This is a genomic window from Streptococcus sp. X13SY08 (assembly GCF_001182825.2).
Lineage (GTDB): Bacteria > Bacillota > Bacilli > Lactobacillales > Streptococcaceae > Streptococcus.
Genome location: NZ_LFYO02000002.1, coordinates 335,773 through 358,199, shown reverse-complemented (window position 1 = coordinate 358,199; position 22,427 = coordinate 335,773). Strand labels below are relative to the sequence as shown.

The 22,427-nt window shown below is 41.6% G+C and carries 10 protein-coding genes and 4 pseudogenes; 3 read left to right on the top strand and 11 right to left on the bottom strand.

Annotated elements, in window-relative coordinates; translation table 11 throughout:
- Positions 1–264 precede the first annotated feature (264 nt).
- Positions 265–810: a glutathione S-transferase family protein gene (locus AEX56_RS02355; protein ID WP_049617746.1), complete on the top strand. Its 546-nt coding sequence runs from the start codon at positions 265–267 to the stop codon at positions 808–810.
- A 479-nt stretch (positions 811–1,289) separates the two neighbouring features.
- On the opposite strand, the gene AEX56_RS08860 is transcribed toward AEX56_RS02355, so the two are convergent.
- Both AEX56_RS08860 and AEX56_RS08855 read right to left on the bottom strand, forming a co-directional pair.
- On the bottom strand, positions 1,290–1,895 hold the full coding sequence (locus AEX56_RS08860; RefSeq protein ID WP_236682949.1) for an MFS transporter: 606 nt from the start codon (positions 1,893–1,895) through the stop codon (positions 1,290–1,292).
- Positions 1,888–2,607: pseudogene (locus AEX56_RS08855) on the bottom strand (MFS transporter). Before AEX56_RS08855 ends, AEX56_RS08860 begins: the two are co-directional and overlap by 8 nt.
- Before the next feature lie 242 nt (positions 2,608–2,849).
- Here AEX56_RS08855 and AEX56_RS09180 point away from each other — a divergent pair.
- Positions 2,850–3,110 carry an isochorismatase family protein gene (locus AEX56_RS09180; RefSeq protein ID WP_269082010.1) on the top strand — a complete coding sequence of 87 codons (261 nt, stop codon included), beginning with the start codon at positions 2,850–2,852 and terminating at the stop codon, positions 3,108–3,110.
- Entirely contained in the window at positions 3,074–3,415 is a 342-nt protein-coding gene (locus AEX56_RS02345; protein ID WP_269082009.1) for an isochorismatase family protein, read from the top strand. The genes AEX56_RS09180 and AEX56_RS02345 overlap by 37 nt, the downstream gene beginning before the upstream one ends.
- Positions 3,416–3,612: 197 nt before the next feature.
- Here the strand turns inward: AEX56_RS02345 and rlmD are convergent, their stop codons facing one another.
- From rlmD to AEX56_RS02295, 9 genes and pseudogenes are all read right to left on the bottom strand, one after another.
- Entirely contained in the window at positions 3,613–4,968 is a 1,356-nt protein-coding gene (gene rlmD, locus AEX56_RS02340) for a 23S rRNA (uracil(1939)-C(5))-methyltransferase RlmD (RefSeq protein ID WP_049617745.1), read from the bottom strand.
- Positions 4,969–5,046: 78 nt separating this feature from the next.
- The gene (locus AEX56_RS02335; RefSeq protein ID WP_049618233.1) at positions 5,047–6,438 is read right to left on the bottom strand and encodes an LCP family protein; all 1,392 of its coding nucleotides are present in this window, start codon (positions 6,436–6,438) and stop codon (positions 5,047–5,049) included.
- Positions 6,439–6,802: 364 nt separating this feature from the next.
- On the bottom strand, positions 6,803–10,402 hold the full coding sequence (gene addA / locus AEX56_RS02330) for a helicase-exonuclease AddAB subunit AddA (protein ID WP_049617744.1): 3,600 nt from the start codon (positions 10,400–10,402) through the stop codon (positions 6,803–6,805).
- Positions 10,392–13,562, bottom strand: a pseudogene (gene rexB / locus AEX56_RS02325) (ATP-dependent nuclease subunit B). The gene addA and the pseudogene rexB overlap by 11 nt, the downstream one beginning before the upstream one ends.
- A 25-nt stretch (positions 13,563–13,587) precedes the next feature.
- Positions 13,588–13,980: a DUF1722 domain-containing protein gene (locus AEX56_RS09340; protein ID WP_049618232.1), complete on the bottom strand. Its 393-nt coding sequence runs from the start codon at positions 13,978–13,980 to the stop codon at positions 13,588–13,590.
- 394 nt (positions 13,981–14,374) lie between these two features.
- Positions 14,375–16,599 (bottom strand): annotated as a pseudogene (gene pcrA, locus AEX56_RS02310) (DNA helicase PcrA).
- A gap of 131 nt (positions 16,600–16,730) precedes the next feature.
- A complete protein-coding gene (gene pyk / locus AEX56_RS02305) occupies positions 16,731–18,236 on the bottom strand; it encodes a pyruvate kinase (RefSeq protein WP_049617743.1) in 1,506 nt (501 codons plus the stop codon).
- 29 nt (positions 18,237–18,265) lie between these two features.
- Positions 18,266–19,279, bottom strand: a complete 1,014-nt coding sequence (pfkA, locus tag AEX56_RS02300; RefSeq protein WP_049617742.1) for a 6-phosphofructokinase — start codon at positions 19,277–19,279, stop codon at positions 18,266–18,268.
- Between the two features lie 84 nt (positions 19,280–19,363).
- Positions 19,364–22,419, bottom strand: a pseudogene (locus AEX56_RS02295) (DNA polymerase III subunit alpha).
- Positions 22,420–22,427 lie beyond the last annotated feature (8 nt).

The following is a 22,427-nucleotide window of genomic DNA, read 5'->3' as shown; positions in this document are numbered from 1 at the left end:
TGGACATGATCACTAGACTCGAGAACATTTGCTGGATTTTTAGCAGAATAAACATCTGTTAAGTACCAGAACACCACACCAATAAAGGCAAGAATAACTGTTAGAAGAACTTTCCACCAATATTTTTTATCCGTTTCATACAGACTCCTCACTCTATCATTTCAAACAATATTTTATCATAAGTCTCCTTCCTTTAAGGGTGTAACCGCTTTCATACTTTTTAGTGGTTTTATGATATACTAAATGAAAAAAGGAGGAAGACTCATGAAATTATATTATACATCAGGTACCTGTGCACGGGCGTGTTGGATTGCCCTTGAATGGGCAGGGCTAGACTACGAAGCCATCAAGGTGGACTATCGTTCTGACGATTACAAAAAAATCAATCCACTTGGCATGGTACCAGCCTTGGAATTAAGTGACGGACAAATCCTAACTCAGGCAGGCGCCATTTTGAACTACATTTCTGACTTGGCACCTGAAAAAGATTTAGCAGCGGATGATACAGCTGTTGATCGCGCCCGCTTCAATGAAATCATGGATTTCTTAAGTGGAGACTTCCATCCAGCCTTCTGGCCTGTTTTTACACCAGAACGCTACACGACTTCTAAGAAACCAGAAGTGATTCAAGAAGCAAAGGAAGCGGCCTATCTACGTGTAGACCTTGTCATGCAGCATTTAGATGGGCTCATTGGGGGAACCAATCACGTCTACAAGGATACCTACGACCAATATCCCAACGTTTCCCGCTTCATCAATAGCATGAACCAAGATCCTGCAGTTCAAATGGTGCTGGATGCTTCCAGATAAAATGACCTTTTCTTGAAGATTTGTATCATAAAAATCGTTTAACAGAAGAGAGTGAAACTATAAAAGTTATTTTTCAGAGCGGATGTTGATGGGGATTGAGTTGCTTTGTAACTCATGATTTTCCACTTCTAGCACTGCGCCAAATTGTCATCTCCTTAAAACTAAAAAAGAGGCGGAACTTTCGTTCCAGCCTCTTTTTGTGTAAAGTTGATGCAGTTGATAGTAGAAATCTAAAATTGATTTCTCTGCCTTGTCTCTATAAGAAATAAGCTTGCGCCTATAGGAATATTGAAACATCACTGACTCACACTACTTATCAATCAAGGAGGTTGACTCAAACCAAGTTTCTCATTTTCTTGCCCACAACCGTTTTAGGTTTAGGTCATTGTAGTAGTAAACATTTTTAAAGTTTATTGCCCTGAATATCCTGTCAGATGTAAATAGTCTTTAAATGCTTGCAATCTATTTCGAAAACAGTGTTAAACTTCTTTCTTTAACTCTTTTGGTAAAAGTGTTGCTAGAACAAGACCTAAAATGGAAAGTCCTGTGATAGCTTGATAGGTCAGTTGAAATCCGTCTCCTAAATTTGTATTTGCTCCCATTAAGCTAACGAATAGGGCTGCCCCAATCGCAGCAAACAATTGACGAGTCGTGCTATTCATAGCACTTCCATGAGGTATAAGCTCCGTAGGTAAGGCATTCATAGCACTTGTCGTCAAAGGTGTTAAAATAAAAGCATTCCCAGTCATCAAGAGCATAAATAATACAGTAATTTCAATCACACTAGAGCGAGAAGTCAGTCCAGCAATTAACCAACTGCTTAAAACAATCAGTAGCATACCTGATACAGCAAATATTTTTCCGCCAAATCTATCAAATAAACGTCCTGTAATCGGAGCTAATAAGCCCATTAGAAAACCACCCGGCAATAAGATCAATCCACTTTGGAATGCAGTCAAACCTCTGACATTTTGAATATAGATTGGCATCAAAGTCATAGGGGCATTAAAAATCATAAACATGACCATGATGATGACACAAGCATGTACAAACCGTTTGACACGCAAGACGCTCATATCAAGCATAGGGGTAGCTAGATGATTTTGTCTTTTGATATAGACAAAAAGTGCAAAAAAATGATGTAAGCAGAATGAGCCAAATGAAAACATTACTAAATCCGAGACGACTCGCTCTACTAAAACCATACAATAAACCACCAAAAGCATAGGTTGATAGTAAGACAGACGGTATATCTAATTGAGCTGATTCAGTTATTGTTAAATTTTTTACTCCTTTGATACTTGTTAGTAGATTGATGACCATAGCGATCAGTACAAACAAAAAGATAGCTGGCCATTGATAATGACTAAGTACCCATCCCGATAGCGTTGGACCAATAGCTGGAGAAAAACCAGTTACTAATCCAAATATCCCCATGGCTGTTCCTCTTTCTTCTACGGGAAAAGCCACCAATAAGACAACTTGCATCAAAGGAATCATGATTCACGCTCCGATTGCTTGAACAACTCTACCAATCAGTATCATCCAATAATAAGGAGCTACAAGATACAATATGGTCCCTATAATAAAAAGAGTAACGGCGGTGAGATACAAACTTTTACTTGAAAAACGAACTGTATAATAAGCGGATATAGGAATCATAATCCCATTAACCAACATAAAAATGGTTGTCAACCATTGAACATTATCCAAAGACAATTCGAAGGTTTTCATAATGTCTGGAAGTGCTGTCGTTAATAAAGTTTGATTCAACAAGACGATGAAAGCACCCAGCATCATGGTTAGCACTGTCATGTTTCTCTGAAATTTACTGATGGATAAATCTGATGACATAGCGTAATCTCCAATTCTTTTTCTTGCAAATAATCTATTTTTCAATTACAATACTATTACGGGAAGGCACTACATAGTGATATATCAAGTCATTTAGCTTTTAAAATTTGAGCTGAATGTTTCTGTTTACCTAGCCTAATACCGAAATGGCTATAAAATACCATACCATATTAAAGGAGAATCTCATGTTGGATTTTAATAAGACAGCACCTGTCTTAATTGATTTGCAAAAAGGTATCTTAGAAATGCCAACTGCCCCTCATACTACTGAGACTGTCGTCTCAAATGCTAAGGAACTAGTTGAACTCTTTCGTAAAGAAAACGGATTTATTACTTTTGTGCGCGTTAAATTCCATGATGGAAAAGATAAATTGGCTCCAAATGCTATGAAGCAACTCCCTGCAAAAAAATGTCACCAGAATTTGCTGATCTTGCAGACGAGCTGAACGTTTCTCCTCAAGATTTCATTGTCAACAAACGAGGATTTAGTGCCTTTTTTGGAACGGATTTGGATCTCCAATTGCGTCGCCGAGGTATTGATACCATCATTTTAGGAGGAATTTCTACCCACGCTGGTGTCGATTCAACCGCTAGAGATGCTTATCAACTTGGCTATGATCAATACTTTATTACGGACATGATGGCTGCTCAAACAGAAGAATTGCATCAATTCCCTATCGAACATCTCTTCCCAATCATGGGACAAACTATGACAACTGAAGAATTTTTAAACGATGTCGTAGCAAAATAATCATTGATTATTCTAATTTCATTAGATAGTGCTTTAACTGAATATTCACCTAGAAAAGCCTTGTCCCCAAGGCTTTTTTAGTATCTTTTTCTCGCTTTTACGAGCAAGGCAATACAGTTACCGTATGGCATCGTCGTAAACTCCTCACTCTACGACAGCTATCGCACAGACAACAGCAAATGCTGCTCCTCGTCGCTTTACTCCTTGACTAGCAAACTGACTGACTCAACATGATGCGTCTGCGGAAATAAATCCACTGGTTGTACTCTGGTTAATTTGTAGCCCAAGTCTTCGTATAATTTGATATCACGTGCCATGGTGGCTGGATTGCAAGAGACATAAGTGATTTTTTCTGGGGACATGGCTGCGCTGGCTTTAATAAAGCTTTCAGTCAAGCCTTTTCGTGGTGGGTCTACCAATATCACACTTGGTTTGATTCCCTCTTTGATCCATGTTGCCATGGCATTTTCGGCAGAATCCGCTACATAATGTGCATTGGTGATCCCGTTTCGCTCAGCATTTTTCTGGGCGTCACGGACCGCTGTCTCAACAACTTCCACGCCATATACTGCTTTGACCTTTTTCGCAAAGGAAAGTCCGATGGTCCCAATTCCTGAGTAAGCATCAATGACTACATCATCAGCTGTCAAATCAGAAAAATCAATGGCAGTCTGATAGAGTTTTTCTGCCATGACTGTATTCACTTGATAGAAGGATTGAGCAGAAATCTCATAATCGTTGCCCAACATACTGTCTATAATCGTGTCTTTTCCGTACAGCGTGCGAAATTCCTTGCCAAAAATCGCATTGGTGTTTTGATCATTGATATTTTGGATGATGGATACTACTGCTGGAAATGCCTCAATAATCTTTTCCAGCATTTGCTCCATACGAAAGACTTTTGGACGCGTGGTCACAAAGACCAACATCATCTCACCAGAATAATGGCCACGACGAACCACTAAATTACGAATGAGACCTGTCTGCTCCTTCTCATCATAGGGCTTGATGTCATAATGAACAAGTAAATCGCGCGTGAAATGAATCAAACGATCAATCTCTTTATCTTGAATATAATAATCTTCAATAGGCGTGAGATCATGAGAATTTTTGCGGAAAAATCCTGTTGCAAGCTCTCCATTGACACGACGAACAGGGACTGCGGCCTTGTTACGATAGGCAAGTGGATGATCCATTCCCAGCGTTTCAGCCACTTCTACATCTGAAATGCCTGCTATCTTATAAAGATTATCCACCACTTGTTTACGCTTAAAGACAAGCTGTTCACTATATGCTAAATGACCAAAATCTGCAATCCCAGTCCGCAAATAGGCAGCATCCACATCTTGGTTGCGATGTTCCGATACTGTTACATACTCTTCAACCTTGCCATAGCCAATAGACTTTTTAGTCTTTAAAACCCGCATGCGGATGATTTCACCCAGTAGGGCATTTTCAACAAAGAAAACAAATCCATCTACCTTTGCTACACCTTGTCCTTCATGGGTCAAATCTACAATTTCTACTTCAATAATATCGTTTTTTGCTAACATATTTTCCTCATTCTACCTATCTGCTCTGCCATTTTCCAAAAGAAAAAGAGAGACCTCGGTCTCTCCATTATAGCATATTTAGCGGAATCCCATATCAGAAAGTTTCGCTTTGTACTTTTCAAAATCAATCTTGATTCCTGAACCACCATAAACATCGTATTCCTCAGCCCAGTCATTATTTTCTGGAATGGTAGTCGTCTCGATACCACTGGTCCCATCAAGTGCTGCTGTGATCCCATTCGTCAGTAAGAAACTATAGGGTACACTAGTGGATGTCAAGGAGAAGACTTTTCCTAGAGCTTCTGACCCTGTAAAGAGTTTGGTTGGGTCCTTGATTTGGCTAAGAACCGCTGCCATCACTTCTTGCTGGCGACGAGTCCGACCATAGTCTCCCTCGTCGTCCTTACGGAAACGTGCATAGTTAAGAAGAGTCCGGCCGTCCATTTGCTGAATGCCTTCTTCGATGGTCTGGTTGGGCACAATGCCGTCTTTCATATTGAGATCGTCTGGCACATCCACTTCCGACACATCTTGGCCACCAATGGTTGAAAACTGAGCATTCATGGTCACACCTTCTGGGAAGAGTGTATCGATCGCTGTCGCAAATGTTGAGAAATCAACTAAGGCATAATGTTTAATATCTAAGTCAAAATTTTCTTTTAATACTTGTCGAACATTTTCTGCACCTTGGTGATTATTTTGTTCTCCAAAAGTATAGGCCACATTGAGTTTATAGTCATTACCTTCAATATTGATGAGTGTATCACGCATAAAGCTGACCATCTTCACTTTTTTATCAGTGTTGTTGATATTGATCACCATGATAGAATCCGTCCGTGTCATGTCGGATGAATCTCCAATACGACCATCTGTTCCCAAGACCAGAATATTAACGCCATCGCGGGTATTCTCACCATGGAAAACTTCTGCCTCGGCAGCTTTGCTATTGCCCTCAGCACCACCCGTAAAGCCCTTAACAAACATAAAAATCATACCGGCTAGTACTGCCACTAACAAGAGCCCAAGTATTCTTATAAAACGCTTGAATCCACCTTTTTTTCTTGGTTTCTTTGGTCGATTGTCCTGCTTTTTATAGGAGGAAACTAGATTTTCCTCCACCATGATTGGTTGAGTGGCTACTTTTGGTCTGCGGGGCTTTTTAGCTGATTTACGGCTTCTTGTTCGCGTCTGAGTTGGATAATCAGGAACACCAAATAAATCATCCTCTTCTTCGCCATAGTAGGGCACATCATCCACCCACGCAGGTTCTTCTTGTGGAATAGCCTTCACCTTAGGTTGACGAATCTTATTTGGATGTGGATAAGCAACATTCGTCGCATAGCCCTGAGCCTTGTATTTCAAAAAAGCCAGCTCCCGCTTTTCCTTATCATTCAAATAATAAATATTTTTTTGTAAATAATCTAATCGTAGTTCCTCATGATGACTGAGGTGACTGTCGTTTCTCTTCATGTCAATTCCTTTCCCGCGTGCCATCAAACAAACGGTACCTTAAAAGTTTATAGGAAATCACTAAACTTGTCAATTCATAACATAAGAAAACCAAGATTCCCACACCTTGGTTTCCTATTTTTTATTTATTTGTAAAATAGCAGAGCTGGATATAGTATTTTTCTATTACAGCTTGGAACCATTCGAAACAACACAGCAAGTTAAAATAAGGCAGTAGTTTTTAGCTCAGTCCGTAATCAACTTGAAAAAGTGGCACCCGATTCGAGTGTATTTTTTTATCTTTTTGATAAAGCGCTTTCTTTTGTCCTTCAAAATAGTTTTACCACAAGAATAACCTCCTGTCTATAGCAAACAGGAGGTCTTTTTATATGCTGATAACATTGATACTCTCTCCGCCGAGGAGGACAAGATATTTGTCAATTTTATCTACTTGATAGGCTTTCTGGAGGGCAGCTGCGTAGAGATTCATCTGTGCAATGTAGCGTGCAATCAACTGCTCTGGATCGTCGTATCGATCCGTTTTATAGTCAAAAAGGACCATGCGATTTTCTTCTGGATAGTGAATAAATCCATCAATGATTCCGCGGAGGACGAATTGCTCTTTAGAGACAGGATCCACCTGCAAGCTTGCAAAGGTTGCTTCGCGGCGAACCTTGTCAGAGTTTCGTAAAATTTCTCGACCCAAGTCTGTGTCAAAGAAGGCTAAAACTTTGTCTAAATCAATATTTTCCTTAACAAGATCTTCTGCTGCTACTTGAGCAAGAGTTGCTGCTAAGAGTGTTTTTGTCATCTTTTGTTCCAGTGGTAAACGCTGCATCAATTCATGGAGGGCTGATCCGATTTGGGCTCCCGTCACGCTCATGTTTTTACCAAAATCTGGCAGGTCAAATCTAGGCGCTAGCGCTGGTTTTTCCATAATGGCAAGTCCGTCTTCTTCCATAATGGATTCGTAGAATTTCTTGATTTGGCTGGGGGTTCGAACGCTTGGCAGCTCAATGGCAGAGCGGTACTCCTGATTAAGCTTTTCAACTGTTTCCAATTGGTCAAGTGCACGGACAATATCCTTCGACTGACGATTGTCCTTGAGGTTATCTGCATCGATAACTGGCTTGAGCTTAAGGGCACCAATTTTTTCAGGTGTCAAATCCTCATCGTTGATAAAGGTCTTCTTGAAATGAAGATTGTCATCTTTAAATGCCTCTTCAATAGCCAAAATCCAATCTTGGAAATTGGTCATGGACTCTCGACGACTAGAGAGGAGAACATCCGCATCCCGTTTACCATCATACTTGTCAGCTAATTTTTCCTGACTTCCCTTGCCGACTAGATAAAGTTTGAGTTCTGCCCGTGTCATCGCGACATAAAGAAGACGCATTTGCTCCGACAAATTAGCAATTTTGAGCTCCTGCTGGTTGAGCTGGTAAGGAAGAGTATTCATGGCAACACGCACATGCGGGAGCAGGGTGTCAAAACGATCTTTGAAATCTGCCACATATTGGATGCCGATTCCATTTTCTCGACTGAGAATGACGGGACTTTTACTTTCCATAGCATTGAAATTCTTGTCCATATTGAGCAAGAAAACGTATTTAAATTCCAATCCTTTACTTTTATGGACCGTCATGAGCTGGACAGCATTTTGTGGCAAAGCAACTTCCACATCCGCCAAGTCATTATCACTGGCTAGTAACTTGTCGACCATGGAAATAAAACGAGATAGGCCTTTAAATCCAGTTTTTTCAAATTGATTGGCACGCGTTCCCAAAGCGTAGAGATTAGCTTGACGTTTGCTACCATTTGGTAGACCACCGACATAATCATAGTAAAATTTTTCATTGAAAATTTTCCAGATTAAATCATGAATGGCATGGTTTTTAGCGTATCTGCGCCAGCTATTGAGCCTAGCGTCGAAAGCCTCAAGCTTTTTGAGCAATTCCTGACCAATCAAGTGTGGATGGACACCTTTTTGACCCAGCACAAGCTTAATTTTCTCATAGAGGTTGGCACGGTCACTCTGGAGAGAAATGCGAGTCAGCTGGTCTTCGTCAAATGCAAACATGGGTGACTTGAGGAGAGCCACCAGAGCATAATCGTTGAGGGGGTTATTGATGGTGCGCAGGGTATCCAGCATCACCATAACTTCTACTGACTTGAGGTAATTGGCCTCACCGCCATCGGAAACTAGGGGAATCCCATGCTTTTCAAAAGAGTCTAAAATGTCTTGGTTACGCGTCCGCGACGGAACAAGGAGGGTGATATCAGAAAATGCGACTTGCTCCTCATTGACCAAGCGAATAATCCCCTTGGCAACCAGTTCAACCTCACCCGCGGTTATATCTCCTTCTTCATTTGTCACATCGGTATTGTAGATGAGATATTCCATTTCATGATGTGGCTGGGCGATTCGCTGACGATCGCTTCCTGCCACCAAAGTATGGGTCTGGTCATATTTAATTTGACCAACCTGACGGTCCATCAAACGCGTAAAGATAGCATTTGTCGCATCCAAAACTTCATTTTGACTACGGAAATTTTCTTTTAGTAAAATTAGTTTTCCCTGTTCAGGATGCATCTGATAAGTCTCAAATTTTCCTTGGAAAATCTGTGGATCAGCTTGACGGAAACGATAAATAGACTGCTTAATGTCACCTACCATAAAGCGATTGTGGCCATTTGACAAGAGGTCTAACATACGCTCTTGGCTATGATTATTGTCTTGATACTCGTCAACCATGACTTCATGATACTTAGCTGAAAAATGGTCTCGAATAGCTGGATTTTCTTCTAAAATCTGAATTGCAAAATGACTGATATCCGAAAATTCATAGGCATTTTCTTGCATTTTACGTTGCAAATACTGGTCAGAAAAATCGAGAACAAAAGCCTGTAGGAGACGCAAAATAGGCAACGCCTGCGGCTGATAGGTCAAAATCGTTTCCAAATGCTGCAAATCCACTAAACGATTGTGTAGCTGCTTAAAAATGGGGTATTTCACTCCTGCTACCGTCACATCTGTCCCCGATGGTAACAAATCAACAATCTGGGCAATGAGACTTGGAAAGTTCTCTGACAAATTGTCCGCAGGAAAGGTCGCAAGTAGATCACGTAAGCCCATAAAAATGACTTCATGCTTTTTAAAAGTCGCTGTTGCTGCGCCGGTTTTGGTTTTGCGTTTATAATTTGGTAGATAGGTCAAATCTTCCAAAGCATCTGCTGTCTGCTCAACACTGATGAGGAGCCCATCAATGATAGAGTCTGGTATGTCAGATAGACTTCTAAAATTCTCATGTCCTTTCAAAAGTGTTGTTTTGAGCCATTCTTTGGGGTTACTTGTGGATTGGCTAAAGCTGTGAACTTGGTAGACAACACTACGAAAAGCACGATTGTCCTTGCCATTGCCTGTAAAATTTTTGACCAAAGCTAGAAAGAGATCTCGGTCAGCTCTCTTCAGATAATCCGCAAATAAGTCCGTAAAAACTTCATCCTTAAGTAAGTCTTGCTCATTTTTATCCTGCAAAATTCGAAAATTAGGCGCAACACCAATCGTGTAACCATAGGTCGTTACTAATTTCTGCGTAAAAGCATCCATGGTCCCGATATCTGCATTTTCCAGATTCGTAAGCTGAGTAGACAGATGTTGTCGTAAGGCTGGATGATTCGTTTTGGACAAGGTCTCACTTAATTTTTTCTCAATCCGCTCTTTGAGCTCGCCAGCCGCCTTGACCGTAAAGGTCGAAATGAAAAGCTGGTCAATGCCTACACCTCGCAAGATTTTATCCAGAATTCGCTCGACCATAACGAAGGTCTTCCCCGAACCAGCTGAGGCTGATACGAGAACATTGGTTCCATTTGTATAGATGGCTTCAATCTGCTCAGGAGTACGCTTTTGCGCTTTGCTGGAAGCTGCCTCTTGTACTTGCAATTGTTTGATAGCTTCTGAATTTAAAAATGCTTCAAATGTCATACTTGCCCCCTTTCTGATCAAAGTTTTCTGGGTTTTCTTGGTTGACTTCTTTGTCTTTCATCCGCGCCAACCATTCTTCCTTCTTACCACCTTTCACAAGATGACGCGCCTGCCCCATATGCAGATTAGCTTCAAATCCAGTGATAGCCTTGAGTTGCTGACCAGCGACGGATTTCCCATCCTCCGTATACGGATTAATGGCAAAGCTACCGGATAATATCTTCTTGGACGCTTGCTCATATAGGTGTTGATTGTAATCTAGTAAGACCGCAAGCTCTGCTTCTGTAAAGAGACTAGCCTTAGTTTTATAGTAAAGTTGGTTGAGGCGATTGCTTTCTTCTTCCAAGAATAATCCCTTGTAGACCAAGGATTTATAGGCTTCAGCCAACGCCATATCCGCTCCTTTAGTGTCTTTTAATTTCACAATCGGATCTAACATATGGAGATACATAGCACCAAAAACCTTTTCCGCCTGACTGTACTCAGGATGATTCTTAATAGCTGCAATGTAGGTCAAAAGCTGCGGGCTGAGACCATTGTAAAATTGGTCCAGCTTGAAGGTTTTACTGCTAGATTTATAGTCCACAACTCCAAGAGCGCCATCTGACTGAATCGTATCCAATCGGTCAATTTTCCCTTTGATATTGACAGCTCTGCCATTTTCCAAAATGAGAAGGTTATCATTATCTTTACCAAAAACTGCTTCGTCCTCGATGACTCGTATGACACTGTCGTAGCGTAGAACCAAGGCGGTCGCACGCGCAATGTCTAGGAGCATATCTTCCGAAAACTGAGAGTCCGCATCGTTAGTATAGAGAGCTTGAAATCCTTCTTCATTACGCGTTTCCATGATGGCACGGCTGAGTTTACTGTCAAAATCCCCCTCCTGATCCGTCATGACTCGCTCAAAGATCCGATGCAGAAAATTCCCATGACTACGCGCATCTGGTCGCACACTCTCCTGCTCTTCCAAACGTAAAACATAGCGCAAAAAATAAAGATATTCATTGCGATAAAAATCGGTCAGACTGGAGGCAGATAATTGCAGGGGCTGGTCCAGCGGGTAAAGGACATCCAGCGTTTCTTGCTCTAATTTTTTGGTCGTCAAATCGCTTGAGATACTAGGAATAGAGATGCCTTCTTTGTCTAACTTCTTCCTTAGACAGTCATTCCTGCCACTTTTGATCAATTTGCTGGCGATTTGCCTCAATGACACGCGATAAAAGTCCTTTGTAATGACCAATATCATCAGCAGAGAGCTTGTAGTTGCGTCCTTTCTCAATGACCTCTACTCCCATATCTATCAATACCCTCAGATAAGGGGACAAACTATCTTCTGCTTCCTTGAAAATTTGCGGAGCAGATAAGACTAGTTTTTCCATGGCAGAGTGAACCAAAGACAAGAAAACAAAGTTATTTTTCTTGGTATTTTCTTGGGAAATAATGTCAAATCGTCCCTGACTAGGGGTGCCATCATTGATTTGCTGGCGCTCTTCTTCCGTTAGGAGACTATTATTTTTGGCTTGCTTTGGAAAATTCGACTGTCCCATTCCGATAGCATAAACAATTTTCTTACTATGAGGCTCAATCAAGTCATAGGACCGCACATTGACCACATCCACCGTAGCAGGAACCACACGATACTGACTTGCTAGCATTCCTGATCGCAAAAGTGCCAAAAGGCTTTCCAGACCTCTTCTTCCTTTTCAAGCGCCAGCCGACCGTAGCCACTAGACAAGGCTGCCATATTTCTAGGCAAATCAATCTTTTCTAAAAAGCGCATAAGCTTTTGCAACAAAGATCGACCTGATTGTGGTTGCGCCTTAAAAAGCTCTTGGATAGGCTCCATTATGTCGTGACGCATGCTGTTTAGAGCCGCTAAGTCATACTTAGCTCTGCTATTGACTTGAAAATCCTTGGCAAATTTAGCCTGTCCTTTGATGTCTGCAAAGAGGATATACTGCTCAAACTTATCCAGTTGCAACTGTGAAAAATGTCTGAAAAGGCCAGACTTGAGCAGATTGAGCATATCCTTAGTTCTGAAATGATAGCGCTTGAGTCGCTCCAAAGACTCCACAAAGTGTACCAAAGGATGGTGACTCATGGCTTCTGCCTTGCCCAAATAATAAGGAATCTCATACTTATCAAATATCTTGGATAGCTGCAATTGATAGCCTTCTACATCACCTAAAAGTACCAAAATATCCTTATAACGTTTGCCTTTGGCCAAATCATGCCGAATAGCACGTGCTAGGGCTTCCACTTCCTCTTTTTGATTGGTCGCTTGCCAAATGGAAATCGTTTGCAAATCCTCTTGCGTCAACTCTGTCTTTTCTTCTGAAAAATCATAATGACTTTCCAACCATTTGGTCATTTTTCCTGATGCCAAAGCTTTTTCTTCAGTCTCAATATAGAGAGGTTTAGTGGCAAATAGCTGCGCCAAATGGCGTAAAAATTCGACACCAGCCTGATAGAGATTACCAGCAATATAGTTGGCTGCATAGGCTTTTCGGCTAGCATAGGTTCCAATGACAATATCTGATACGCGACCATTGAGCGCTTGAAGAAGACCTTCTTCTTCCGCAGAAAATCGCGTATAACCATCTACAATAACGACAACCTGACTCAGCCCCGCATCGAGCTGTCCTGTTTCCATTAACCGCGTAAATTGAGCGATTTTAGTTTCTGAACTGTAGCCTTCTAACTGGATTAATTGGGCAAATTGTGAAAATATCAATCGTAAATCTGCAGCTTTTTCCTCTGAATGAAGTGCATCTAAGTCATCTAAACTAATTCGCGCTACTTGCATTTCTTTATAGAGGGCAACGAGTTGCTCGATGAAATTCATGTCTTGCTTAAGTTTGCCATAGACTTGTAAGTCTTGATCCTCCATTTGTGACAGGACTCGGAAAAAGAGCATGGATATCCCCCTATCATCCATGGCTTGCATTTGCAATGGCTCATTGAGAATAAAATAGCGCGCCAGCTGACCAAAACGCGTCACCATCACATCAAACGAGGCCTGCCCTTCCAGACGCTCTAAAACGCTCCGCTCTTTTTCAAAAGAAAGGGAGTTAGGAGCAATGTAAAAAACTCGGTGACCAAGCTTGGCGTACTCAGCTGCTAAATCAGCTAGGTGTGCCGGCAAATTCTCTTCAATATCTGTATCGCCTAGGCAAGCAGTTTTATAATAACCTTTTAAGCTCCATCAAGTGACAACCAAGCAAATAAGACGGCTGATACTTGGCGGTCATATCCCGTAGAAAATCGTGCATTTCTTGGCCTTTTGCCTCTAATGAGGCTTCCAAATCTTTGTATGTCTCTAATTCCTCAGTTGTCGCCACCTTCTTGAAATAGCCCCAGACATGCTGATAAGCAGTCCGAATCGTCTTTGTCGTCGGAGAAATAGCTAGCGCTTTTTGAACAAGTCTGTGAAATTCGCTTTCTTTCTCAGGAATCCAGATATTCCCTTTGAAGAGTTGACGAAGAGCATTGTAGTGCTGTTGAGAATGAGCCATGACCAAGTATTTTTCATAGGCCCACTTCTTCTGGTAGGCTTTTAAGCGCTCATTTACCATGGAGTGGAGCGTCCCAAAGGTCATATCATAGGTCAAATCTGTCCGTAACATTTTTTTGAGACGGCATTGTTGATTCACATAATCTAGCACTGCAACCTTTTCCTCTGCGGATAATCCTTCTTCCAAATCAATTCCCACAGCGAAACAATTTTCAGTTTGATTGTAAGTGGAATGGACTTCAATGGGCATCTGCAAAATACCATACTGTCGCTTGAAATAACCTTGTACGCACATGGTCACGCAGCCTGCTAAAGCTATATTGAGCAGGCTCATAGGAGTCTCCCCGTTTTCCATCGCACCAAAAAGCTCAACGGATGCCCCATAACCCTCTGATTGTGCATGGTAGAGCTTATCGCCCATCACTTTACTTTCATAGTTTGCCATAGCCTCTCCTCTAGTCTTTCTTGGTAATCGGCGCCACACTAGCTAGCAATTTCTTAAGTCCCATCCTAGGAAAATTAATTTTGAGCTCCAGATTTGCCCCTGATCCAGACACTTCCAGAACAGTGCCCTCTCCCCATTTTTTATGAAGGGCGGTATCTCCGACGGACCAACTTGTGGTACTCGTACTACTTGTACTTTTGCCAAATGGCAGAGCTCCGCCAATAGTTGTCTGTCTAGGTTGGGCAGCAGCCTTACGTGTTTGAAGGGCTTGAGACAAACTCATTCTCTGGCCAAATTGACTCGTTTTCCCATTGACATAAGAAGCCTTATAGCTTGTATTTGCTGGACGAGCTAATCCTTGGTAATCCAAGAGATCGCTGGAAATCTCACGAATAAATCGACAAAGAGTGTTTTTTCAGCACGTGTAATCCCTACATAGGCTAAGCGACGTTCTTCTTCTAATTCTGACTCGTCCTCTGCCGCACGACCGAGGGGGAAGACATTTTCTTCCATCCCGATGAGGAAAACAACGGGGAATTCCAATCCCTTGGCCGCGTGCAGCGTCATCAAGGTTACTTCTGCTGTTTCCAAATCCCCATCATCAGTATCCGCAATCAGCGCCAAATCATTGAGGAAACGGCTGAGAGTATCTAGACCAGATTCTTCCACCTCAATGTCCTTCTCATCAAAGTTTTTGGTGACAGATAGAAATTCCTGAATATTTTCAATCCGAGCGTTGGCTTCCAGTGTCCCTTGCACCACTAAACTGTTCATATATCCAGTCTGATCTAATACTCGCTCGACCAATTCTGTAATTGTTAACTCATCTAGCTGATCGCGGAGTTGGTAAAGTGTATTGGACAAATCCCAAACAGCCTGCGCTGCTTTCGCTTTAATTTCAGAAAGCATAATCTGCTGGCAAGCCTCCAAGAGCGACAAATGATGCAAATTGGCGAAATCGCGAATTTTATCAACCGTACCTGGACCAACGCCTCTCTTTGGCTCATTGACAATCCGCTCAAAAGAAATATTATCCGCAGGGTTTGCAATGACATTTAAATAGGAAATGACATCCCGAATTTCCTTACGGCTATAGAACTTTGTCCCACCCACCATAGTGTAAGGAATATTAGATTTGAGAAGCGCCTCTTCAATTGTACGTGATTGAGCATTGGTGCGGTAGAGAACCGCAAAGTCTTTATAATTTTTCCCTTCACGATTGAGCTGTGCAATGCGCTGAGCGATAAAGACTGATTCTTCTTGCTCATCCGTTGCACGATAATAAATGATGTTTTCCCCGTCAACATTTTGTGTCCACAATTTCTTAGGACGACGATTTTTATTTCGTTCGATGACATCATTAGCCGCCTGCAAGATAGCCTTGGTAGAGCGGTAATTTTCCTCTAACAGAACGACCTTAGCAGTTGGATAATCCTTTTCAAAGTCTAGGATATTCTGCATGTCCGCACCACGCCAACCATAAATAGACTGGTCCGCATCCCCAACAACACAGATATTTTTAAAGCGTAAAGCCAAGAGTTTAATCAATTGGTATTGGGCATGGTTGGTATCTTGGTACTCATCTACATGGATATATTGATAGTATTGCTGATAATAAGTCAAAACATCAGGTTTTTTATCAAAAAGACGCAAAGTCAACATGATCAAATCATCAAAATCTACCGCTTCTGACTGGCGCAACTCTTTTTGATAAGCCGTGTAGCATTTAGCAACAATTTGCGTATATAGATCCCCTGCCTGACCTTCATAAGCCACCTCATCAATCAGATCATTTTTTGCATTTGAAATGGCCCCTAAGATAGAGCGCTCACTCCATTTTTTAGGATCTAAATTGAGATTTTTCAAAATCCGTTTCATGAGTGTCCGCTGTTCACCAGGATCTACAATGGTAAAATTGCGATTGTAGCCAATATGATCCGCATCCCGACGCAAAATCCGCACACACATAGAGTGAAAAGTTGCAATCAAACTATCCTGAGTGGCAGGATTAAGAGCAAAAGCACGCTCTTTCATTTCCCGCGCTGCTTTATTGGTAAAAGTGATAGCCAAGATATTCCATGGATTGACCATCTTTTCATCAATTAAATAAGCAATACGATGGGTCAAGACGCGCGTTTTTCCCGAACCAGCTCCTGCCATAATTAGCAGTGGTCCTTCCGTCGTCTGTACGGCCTCCGCCTGTCTTTCATTCATACCATTCAATAAAGGATTCATTTTTAATTTCTCTTTCTATGATGTCAACTCATTGTACATACTGTAAATCCCTACTATTATATCAAAAATTCAGCTTAAATTCGACTAGAAGAGCAAGCAAAAAGCCTCTCCAGAGAGAGACTCCGAGTCTATTACAATACTGTACGAACACGCATTGTGTTTGTTGAACCTGATACGCCAACCGGTACGCCAGCAACAATAACAATGTTATCACCTGATTCTACAAGACCTTGTTCAAGGGCAACTTTTTCAGCCAATTCAAACATATCATCCGTAGATTCTGGTTTGTCAGTGACAACTGGAATGACTCCCCAGTTCAACATAAGTGATTTTTGTACGTTTTCTGTAAATGTGATAGCCAAGATATCAGCATTTGGACGGTATTTAGAAACGGAACGTGCAGAGTAACCAGTTTCAGTTACAGTAACCACTAATTTGATATCCATTGAGCTACATGCGTCTTTAACTGCAGATGCAATAACTTCTGTCTTAGAAGCACGATCAAATTTATCAGATGACAAACGACCGTACTCACCAAGAAGAGTTTGTGCATTCATAGCAATTGTTGCCATTGTACGAACTGACTCAAGTGGGTATTTACCGTTTGCAGATTCACCTGAAAGCATTGTAGCGTCTGTCCCATCGATAACTGCATTGAAGACGTCAGACACTTCTGAACGAGTTGCACGAGGTTTGTCAGTCATTGTTTCAAGCATGTTTGTTGCAGTAATCACTGCTTTACCAGCTGCGTTGACTTTAGTGATGATCATTTTTTGGTAGACTGGAACCATTTCAAATGGTACTTCAATCCCCATGTCACCACGCGCAATCATGATACCATCTGACGCTTCGATGATTTCATCCAAGTTATCAATACCTTGTTGATTTTCAATCTTAGAGAAGAGACGAACATGACTGTTACCAGTTTCTTCACAGATAGCACGAACTGCTTCCACATCTTTTGCTGAACGTACGAATGAAATAGCAATGTAGTTCAAGCCATTTTCAAGACCAAAACGGATATCCGCATCATCACGTTCTGCAAGTGATGGGAAAGGAATTTTAGTGTAAGGAATATTTACACCTTTTTGTTTAGCGATTACGCCATCGTTTTCAACAGCAACGATGAATTCACGTGCTTCATCATCTTTAGAAATCACACGGAGACCCAATTTACCATCATCAACAAGAACTTGTTTACCAACTTCAACATCATCGTAGACGTCAAGGCTACCAGCAACGTTCAAAGCAATCACATCGCGTGTTGATTTGATACCTTGTTTAGTAGCAACGCGGATTGTTTCACCAGTTACATAGCTATATTCTTTAGCGTCACCTTCAAACAATTCTGTACGAATTTCAGGACCTTTTGTATCCAAAAGGAATCCAACTTTTTGTCCAGCCAATTCCTCAGCTAAACGAACAGTCGCCATACGCGCACCTTGCTCTTCGTGATCACCATGTGAAAAGTTGAAACGAAAAACATTGGCACCAGCTTTAATCAATTCAGCAATGGTAGCTGCTGATGTTTCTACATCAAGAGGCTCACCCCAGTAACCATCTTCACCGAATTTTTTTCCACCGCGTGTTTCCACAGCAGGTCCAAGGGTTGCAACGATTTTAACACGTTTGTTCATTTGATATTGTCTCCTATTTTTGATTATGATTAACGACGTAATTCACGAGCAAGTTCTGCCAAGTCAAGACGAGATTTGTGAGGATTATTCACTTTGATATTGCCTTCATTATCAAGGCTAAATAAAGCATTTTCTTCGGCAGTACCAAGAATTGGATGTTCTACCAAGTGCTCATCTTGAATACCAACCGCAAGTCCACCTTTACCTTCTTTCAGAAGATCCACAGCACGCGCTCCCATCCATGAAGCTAGGACGCGGTCACGTGGAGTTGGACTACCACCACGAAGGATGTGACCAAGGTTTGTCGCGCGGATATCACTTGTGTCCCCATTTTCTTTCATCAGGGCAACAAATTTATCTGCACTCATGACACCTTCAGCCAAAACAATGATGGCGTGGCTTTTACCGTATTTTTCATAACCATCCATATTGCGTCTGACAACTTCCTTGATATCATACTCCTCTTCAGGAATGATAATTTGGTCTGCACCTGTAGCAACACCAGTCCAAACAGCGATGTCACCTGCGTTACGGCCCATTACTTCCACAACGAAAGTACGCTTGTGACTGTATGATGTATCTGAAATCTTGTCAATCGCTTCAACAGCTGTGTGAACAGCTGTATCAAAACCGATAGTGTAATCTGTCCCAACAATATCATTATCGATCGTTCCTGGTACACCGATAGCTGGGAATCCATGCTCTGTCAAACGCATGGCACCGTGGTAAGAACCGTCACCACCGATAACAACCACACCTTCAATGCCACGTTCTTTTAGTTGTTCAATCCCTTTTAACTGACCTTTCAATTTGGCGAACTCTGGATAACGCGCTGAACGTAAGAATGTACCACCATGTGAGAGGATATTGGTCACACTTTTTGTATCAAATTGTACAATATCTCCTTCCACCATTCCGGCGTAGCCACGGTTAATTCCATAGACTTCCATTCCTTCATAAAGTGCTTTACGCACAACCGCACGAACGGCTGCGTTCATACCAGGGGCATCACCACCACTAGTCAAAACGGCAATACGTTTCATTCTTTGTACTCCTTATAAATATCATTTCAACTTTACTATTATATCACATTTGCTATTGGCTTGCCCAGCCTTTCTCGGTCTTTTTTAATGAAAAACCGTTTTCAAAGCGTATTCCTTTAAAGCTTCTTCCAATTCGACTGATTTTTCAACCAAAAACTGCTCAACCTGAATGGTTCGATTACTATCTTGATAATGTAAGACCACAGGAATCGTTCCTTGATAGGCTTCTAAAATATGTGCGATTTCTTGGTCATGTTGATGATTTTCCAGCAAAATCCAGCATTTTTCAGCATTGGGCAATTCAAGCTTTTCCAGTACCATTTGCAGATTGCCATCACGCTCCTGTATCTTTCCTGTCAGGTAGAACATACTACCTTCTGTAAGCAAGGATTGATAGCGTTTATAGACTTCTGGAAACAAATGGTGCGAATGACGCGAATGTGTTGGACTTGAACAAGAATAAGAGCCTTTTGTCCGACTGTCAAATCCACCAATGCCTGAAAGGGTTGATGTGCAGCTTTTTGCAATGCAACTAAGGGATGCGGACTAATACCAACCCCTAAAACACTCTGTTCTAAATCGTATTTTTCGCTGTCACTATAGTCCTCAGAATCTGTCCAAGCATAGGATTCCTCAGCAAAAAAAGTTCCAAAGGCATCCACAAAGACAAATAGATTATCAAGGTTGACAATGGTTTTTTGTCGATTGGACTCAAATTCATCAAAGAGACCTAGCTGAATAAGAGGTGTTAGGATGTCTTTTTTCTTGAATTTTTCTGGTAATTTGAGAACGAAATCTTCCACACTCTTGAAGGGACGATTCTCTATCATCCAAAAAGCTAAATCCCGAGGCAATCCCTTGATATTCTTGAGTCCCATATAAATCTTTTGATCTAAAAATTTATCATGATAGGGAATATTGTTGACGGACAACTTTGCTACTTGAAAGCCAAATTGCAGTGCGTCCGTGATGTAGTCAGCGCTTGAATAATTAAGCATAACATCAAAGAAGACATCTGGATAATGAGTCTTGAAATAAGCCAACTGGAAAGCGAGTGCCGAATAGGCATAAGCGTGACTACGGTTAAATCCGTAACCTGCAAATTTCGCCATGATGGCGAAAATACTCTTAGCCGCTGCTTCCTCATGACCATTTGCAATAGCACCAGCCAAAAAATCAGCTTCCATCAACTGCATTTCTGCCGCATTTTTTTTGGACATAGCGCGACGCAGCAGATCAGCTTTCCCAAGAGTAAAGCCCGCGTAGCGCTGGGCAATTTGCATGACCTGCTCTTGATAGAGCATAATCCCGTAAGTCGGCTGCAGTATCTCTGCGATGGACGGATCCAACAAATTGATTTCTTCATGTCCATATTTACGCTTGATAAAATTTTCTAGGTAATCGCTGGCTCCTGGGCGATTAAGACTGGTAGTGGCTACAATATCTTCAAAGCGACTCGGTTTCACACGCTTTAGTAAGTTGATAGCTCCTGGTTGTTCAAATTGAAAAATCCCTTTTGTCTGACCGGCCGCAAATAATTTCAGGGTTTCTACATCTTCTAAATCAATTTGTGCTGCATCAATCACTGTATTGTATTTTTCAGCAACAATTTCTTGCATTTTTTGAACGAAAGTCAAATTGCGCAAACCCAGAAAGTCCATTTTTAAAAGGCCATTTGCCTCAACAGCATGAGCATCGTACTGAGTAATCAGCATATCATCCCCCTGCTTGAGTGGAATAGTATCCGTCAACTCCTCATCACTCACAACCACACCCGCCGCATGGATAGAGGTCTGACGTGGTTGTCCTTCGATTTGTTTGGCAATCTCAAATGCGCGCTGATATTCTATTTTACTATTGATAACCTGACGAAAAGCTGCATTGCGCTCATAGGCACTTGCCAAACTATCTCTAAAGGAAATCTTCTTGGTGACATTGTTGAGCTCATATTCAGGAACGCCAAAACGTTTTAGGACATCTCGAATAACTTGCTTGGCGCCAAAGGTTGAATAGGTCACAATTTGCGCTGTACGCATACTACCATAACGGTCCCGCACATAACGGATGAATTCACCCCGATAAATATCTGGAATATCAATATCAATATCGGGCATACTGTACCGTTCCCTATTAAGGAAACGTTCAAAAAGGAGATTATGCTTCACAGGGTCGATGCCTGTGATTTCTAGTGCATATGCTACCAAACTACCGACCACCGAACCACGTCCCATTCCCATATAGTAGCCCTGACTCCGACCAAAACGCAATAAATCCCAGACAATTAAGAAATAATCATCAAAGCCCATTTCGTGGATAATAGCTAATTCCTTAGCCAATCGCTCTTGGTAATCTGAGCCAGTCAGCCCTTTCGCTAGAAGACCAGCTTGTGCCCTTTCAGCTAATTCTTCCACTGCCACCCGCTCGCGATTGAAGCGAGGCAATTTCAACTCTTGGTCTAAATGATAAGAAATCTGTGTGACTAATTTTTCCAGATTTTCAAGCGCTTCTGGAGCATGCAAAAATAGTTGAGCCAATTGCTCCGGACTCAGCAATGCCTGATGACTAGGCACATCTTGCACCTGTTGTAAGGTGGTATTGTCACGAATGGCGTGTAAGGTTTGTAAAGTCTCGATGCTGGTCGAATTTTCCTCAAAATATCGGACTGTATGAAGGGCAATAATCTGACGATCAGTTTCAGGTAGCGGACTATCCGGATAAAGCCCCAACCAATAATCAACTGGTAAATCTACATCCTCTATTCCTTCTTGAATTGGCAAGATAACTTGCACATCTGGAAGATATTGTACTATATCAGATAGGTGGTGTTTGCCCATCATTTTCGCAGTGGAAATTTTGAGAAGATGACGATAGCCTTCTGTCGATAAGGCAATCAGTTGAAATGTTAGCTCTCGACCACTTCCTTCTTCTCCAACTTCCAGATCCATTTGACAACCAATAATGGGCTGAATCTCAACCTTATAACAAGCCTCCATAAAACTATATGCGGCATACAGATTGTCCACATCCATCACGCCTAAAGCTTGATACCCCAAGTCTTTCGCACGCGCCACATATTGTTCTAGCGTCACCATGCTATCCATGAAAATATAAACGGTTTTGGTATCTATTTGTGCTAGCATGGCTACTC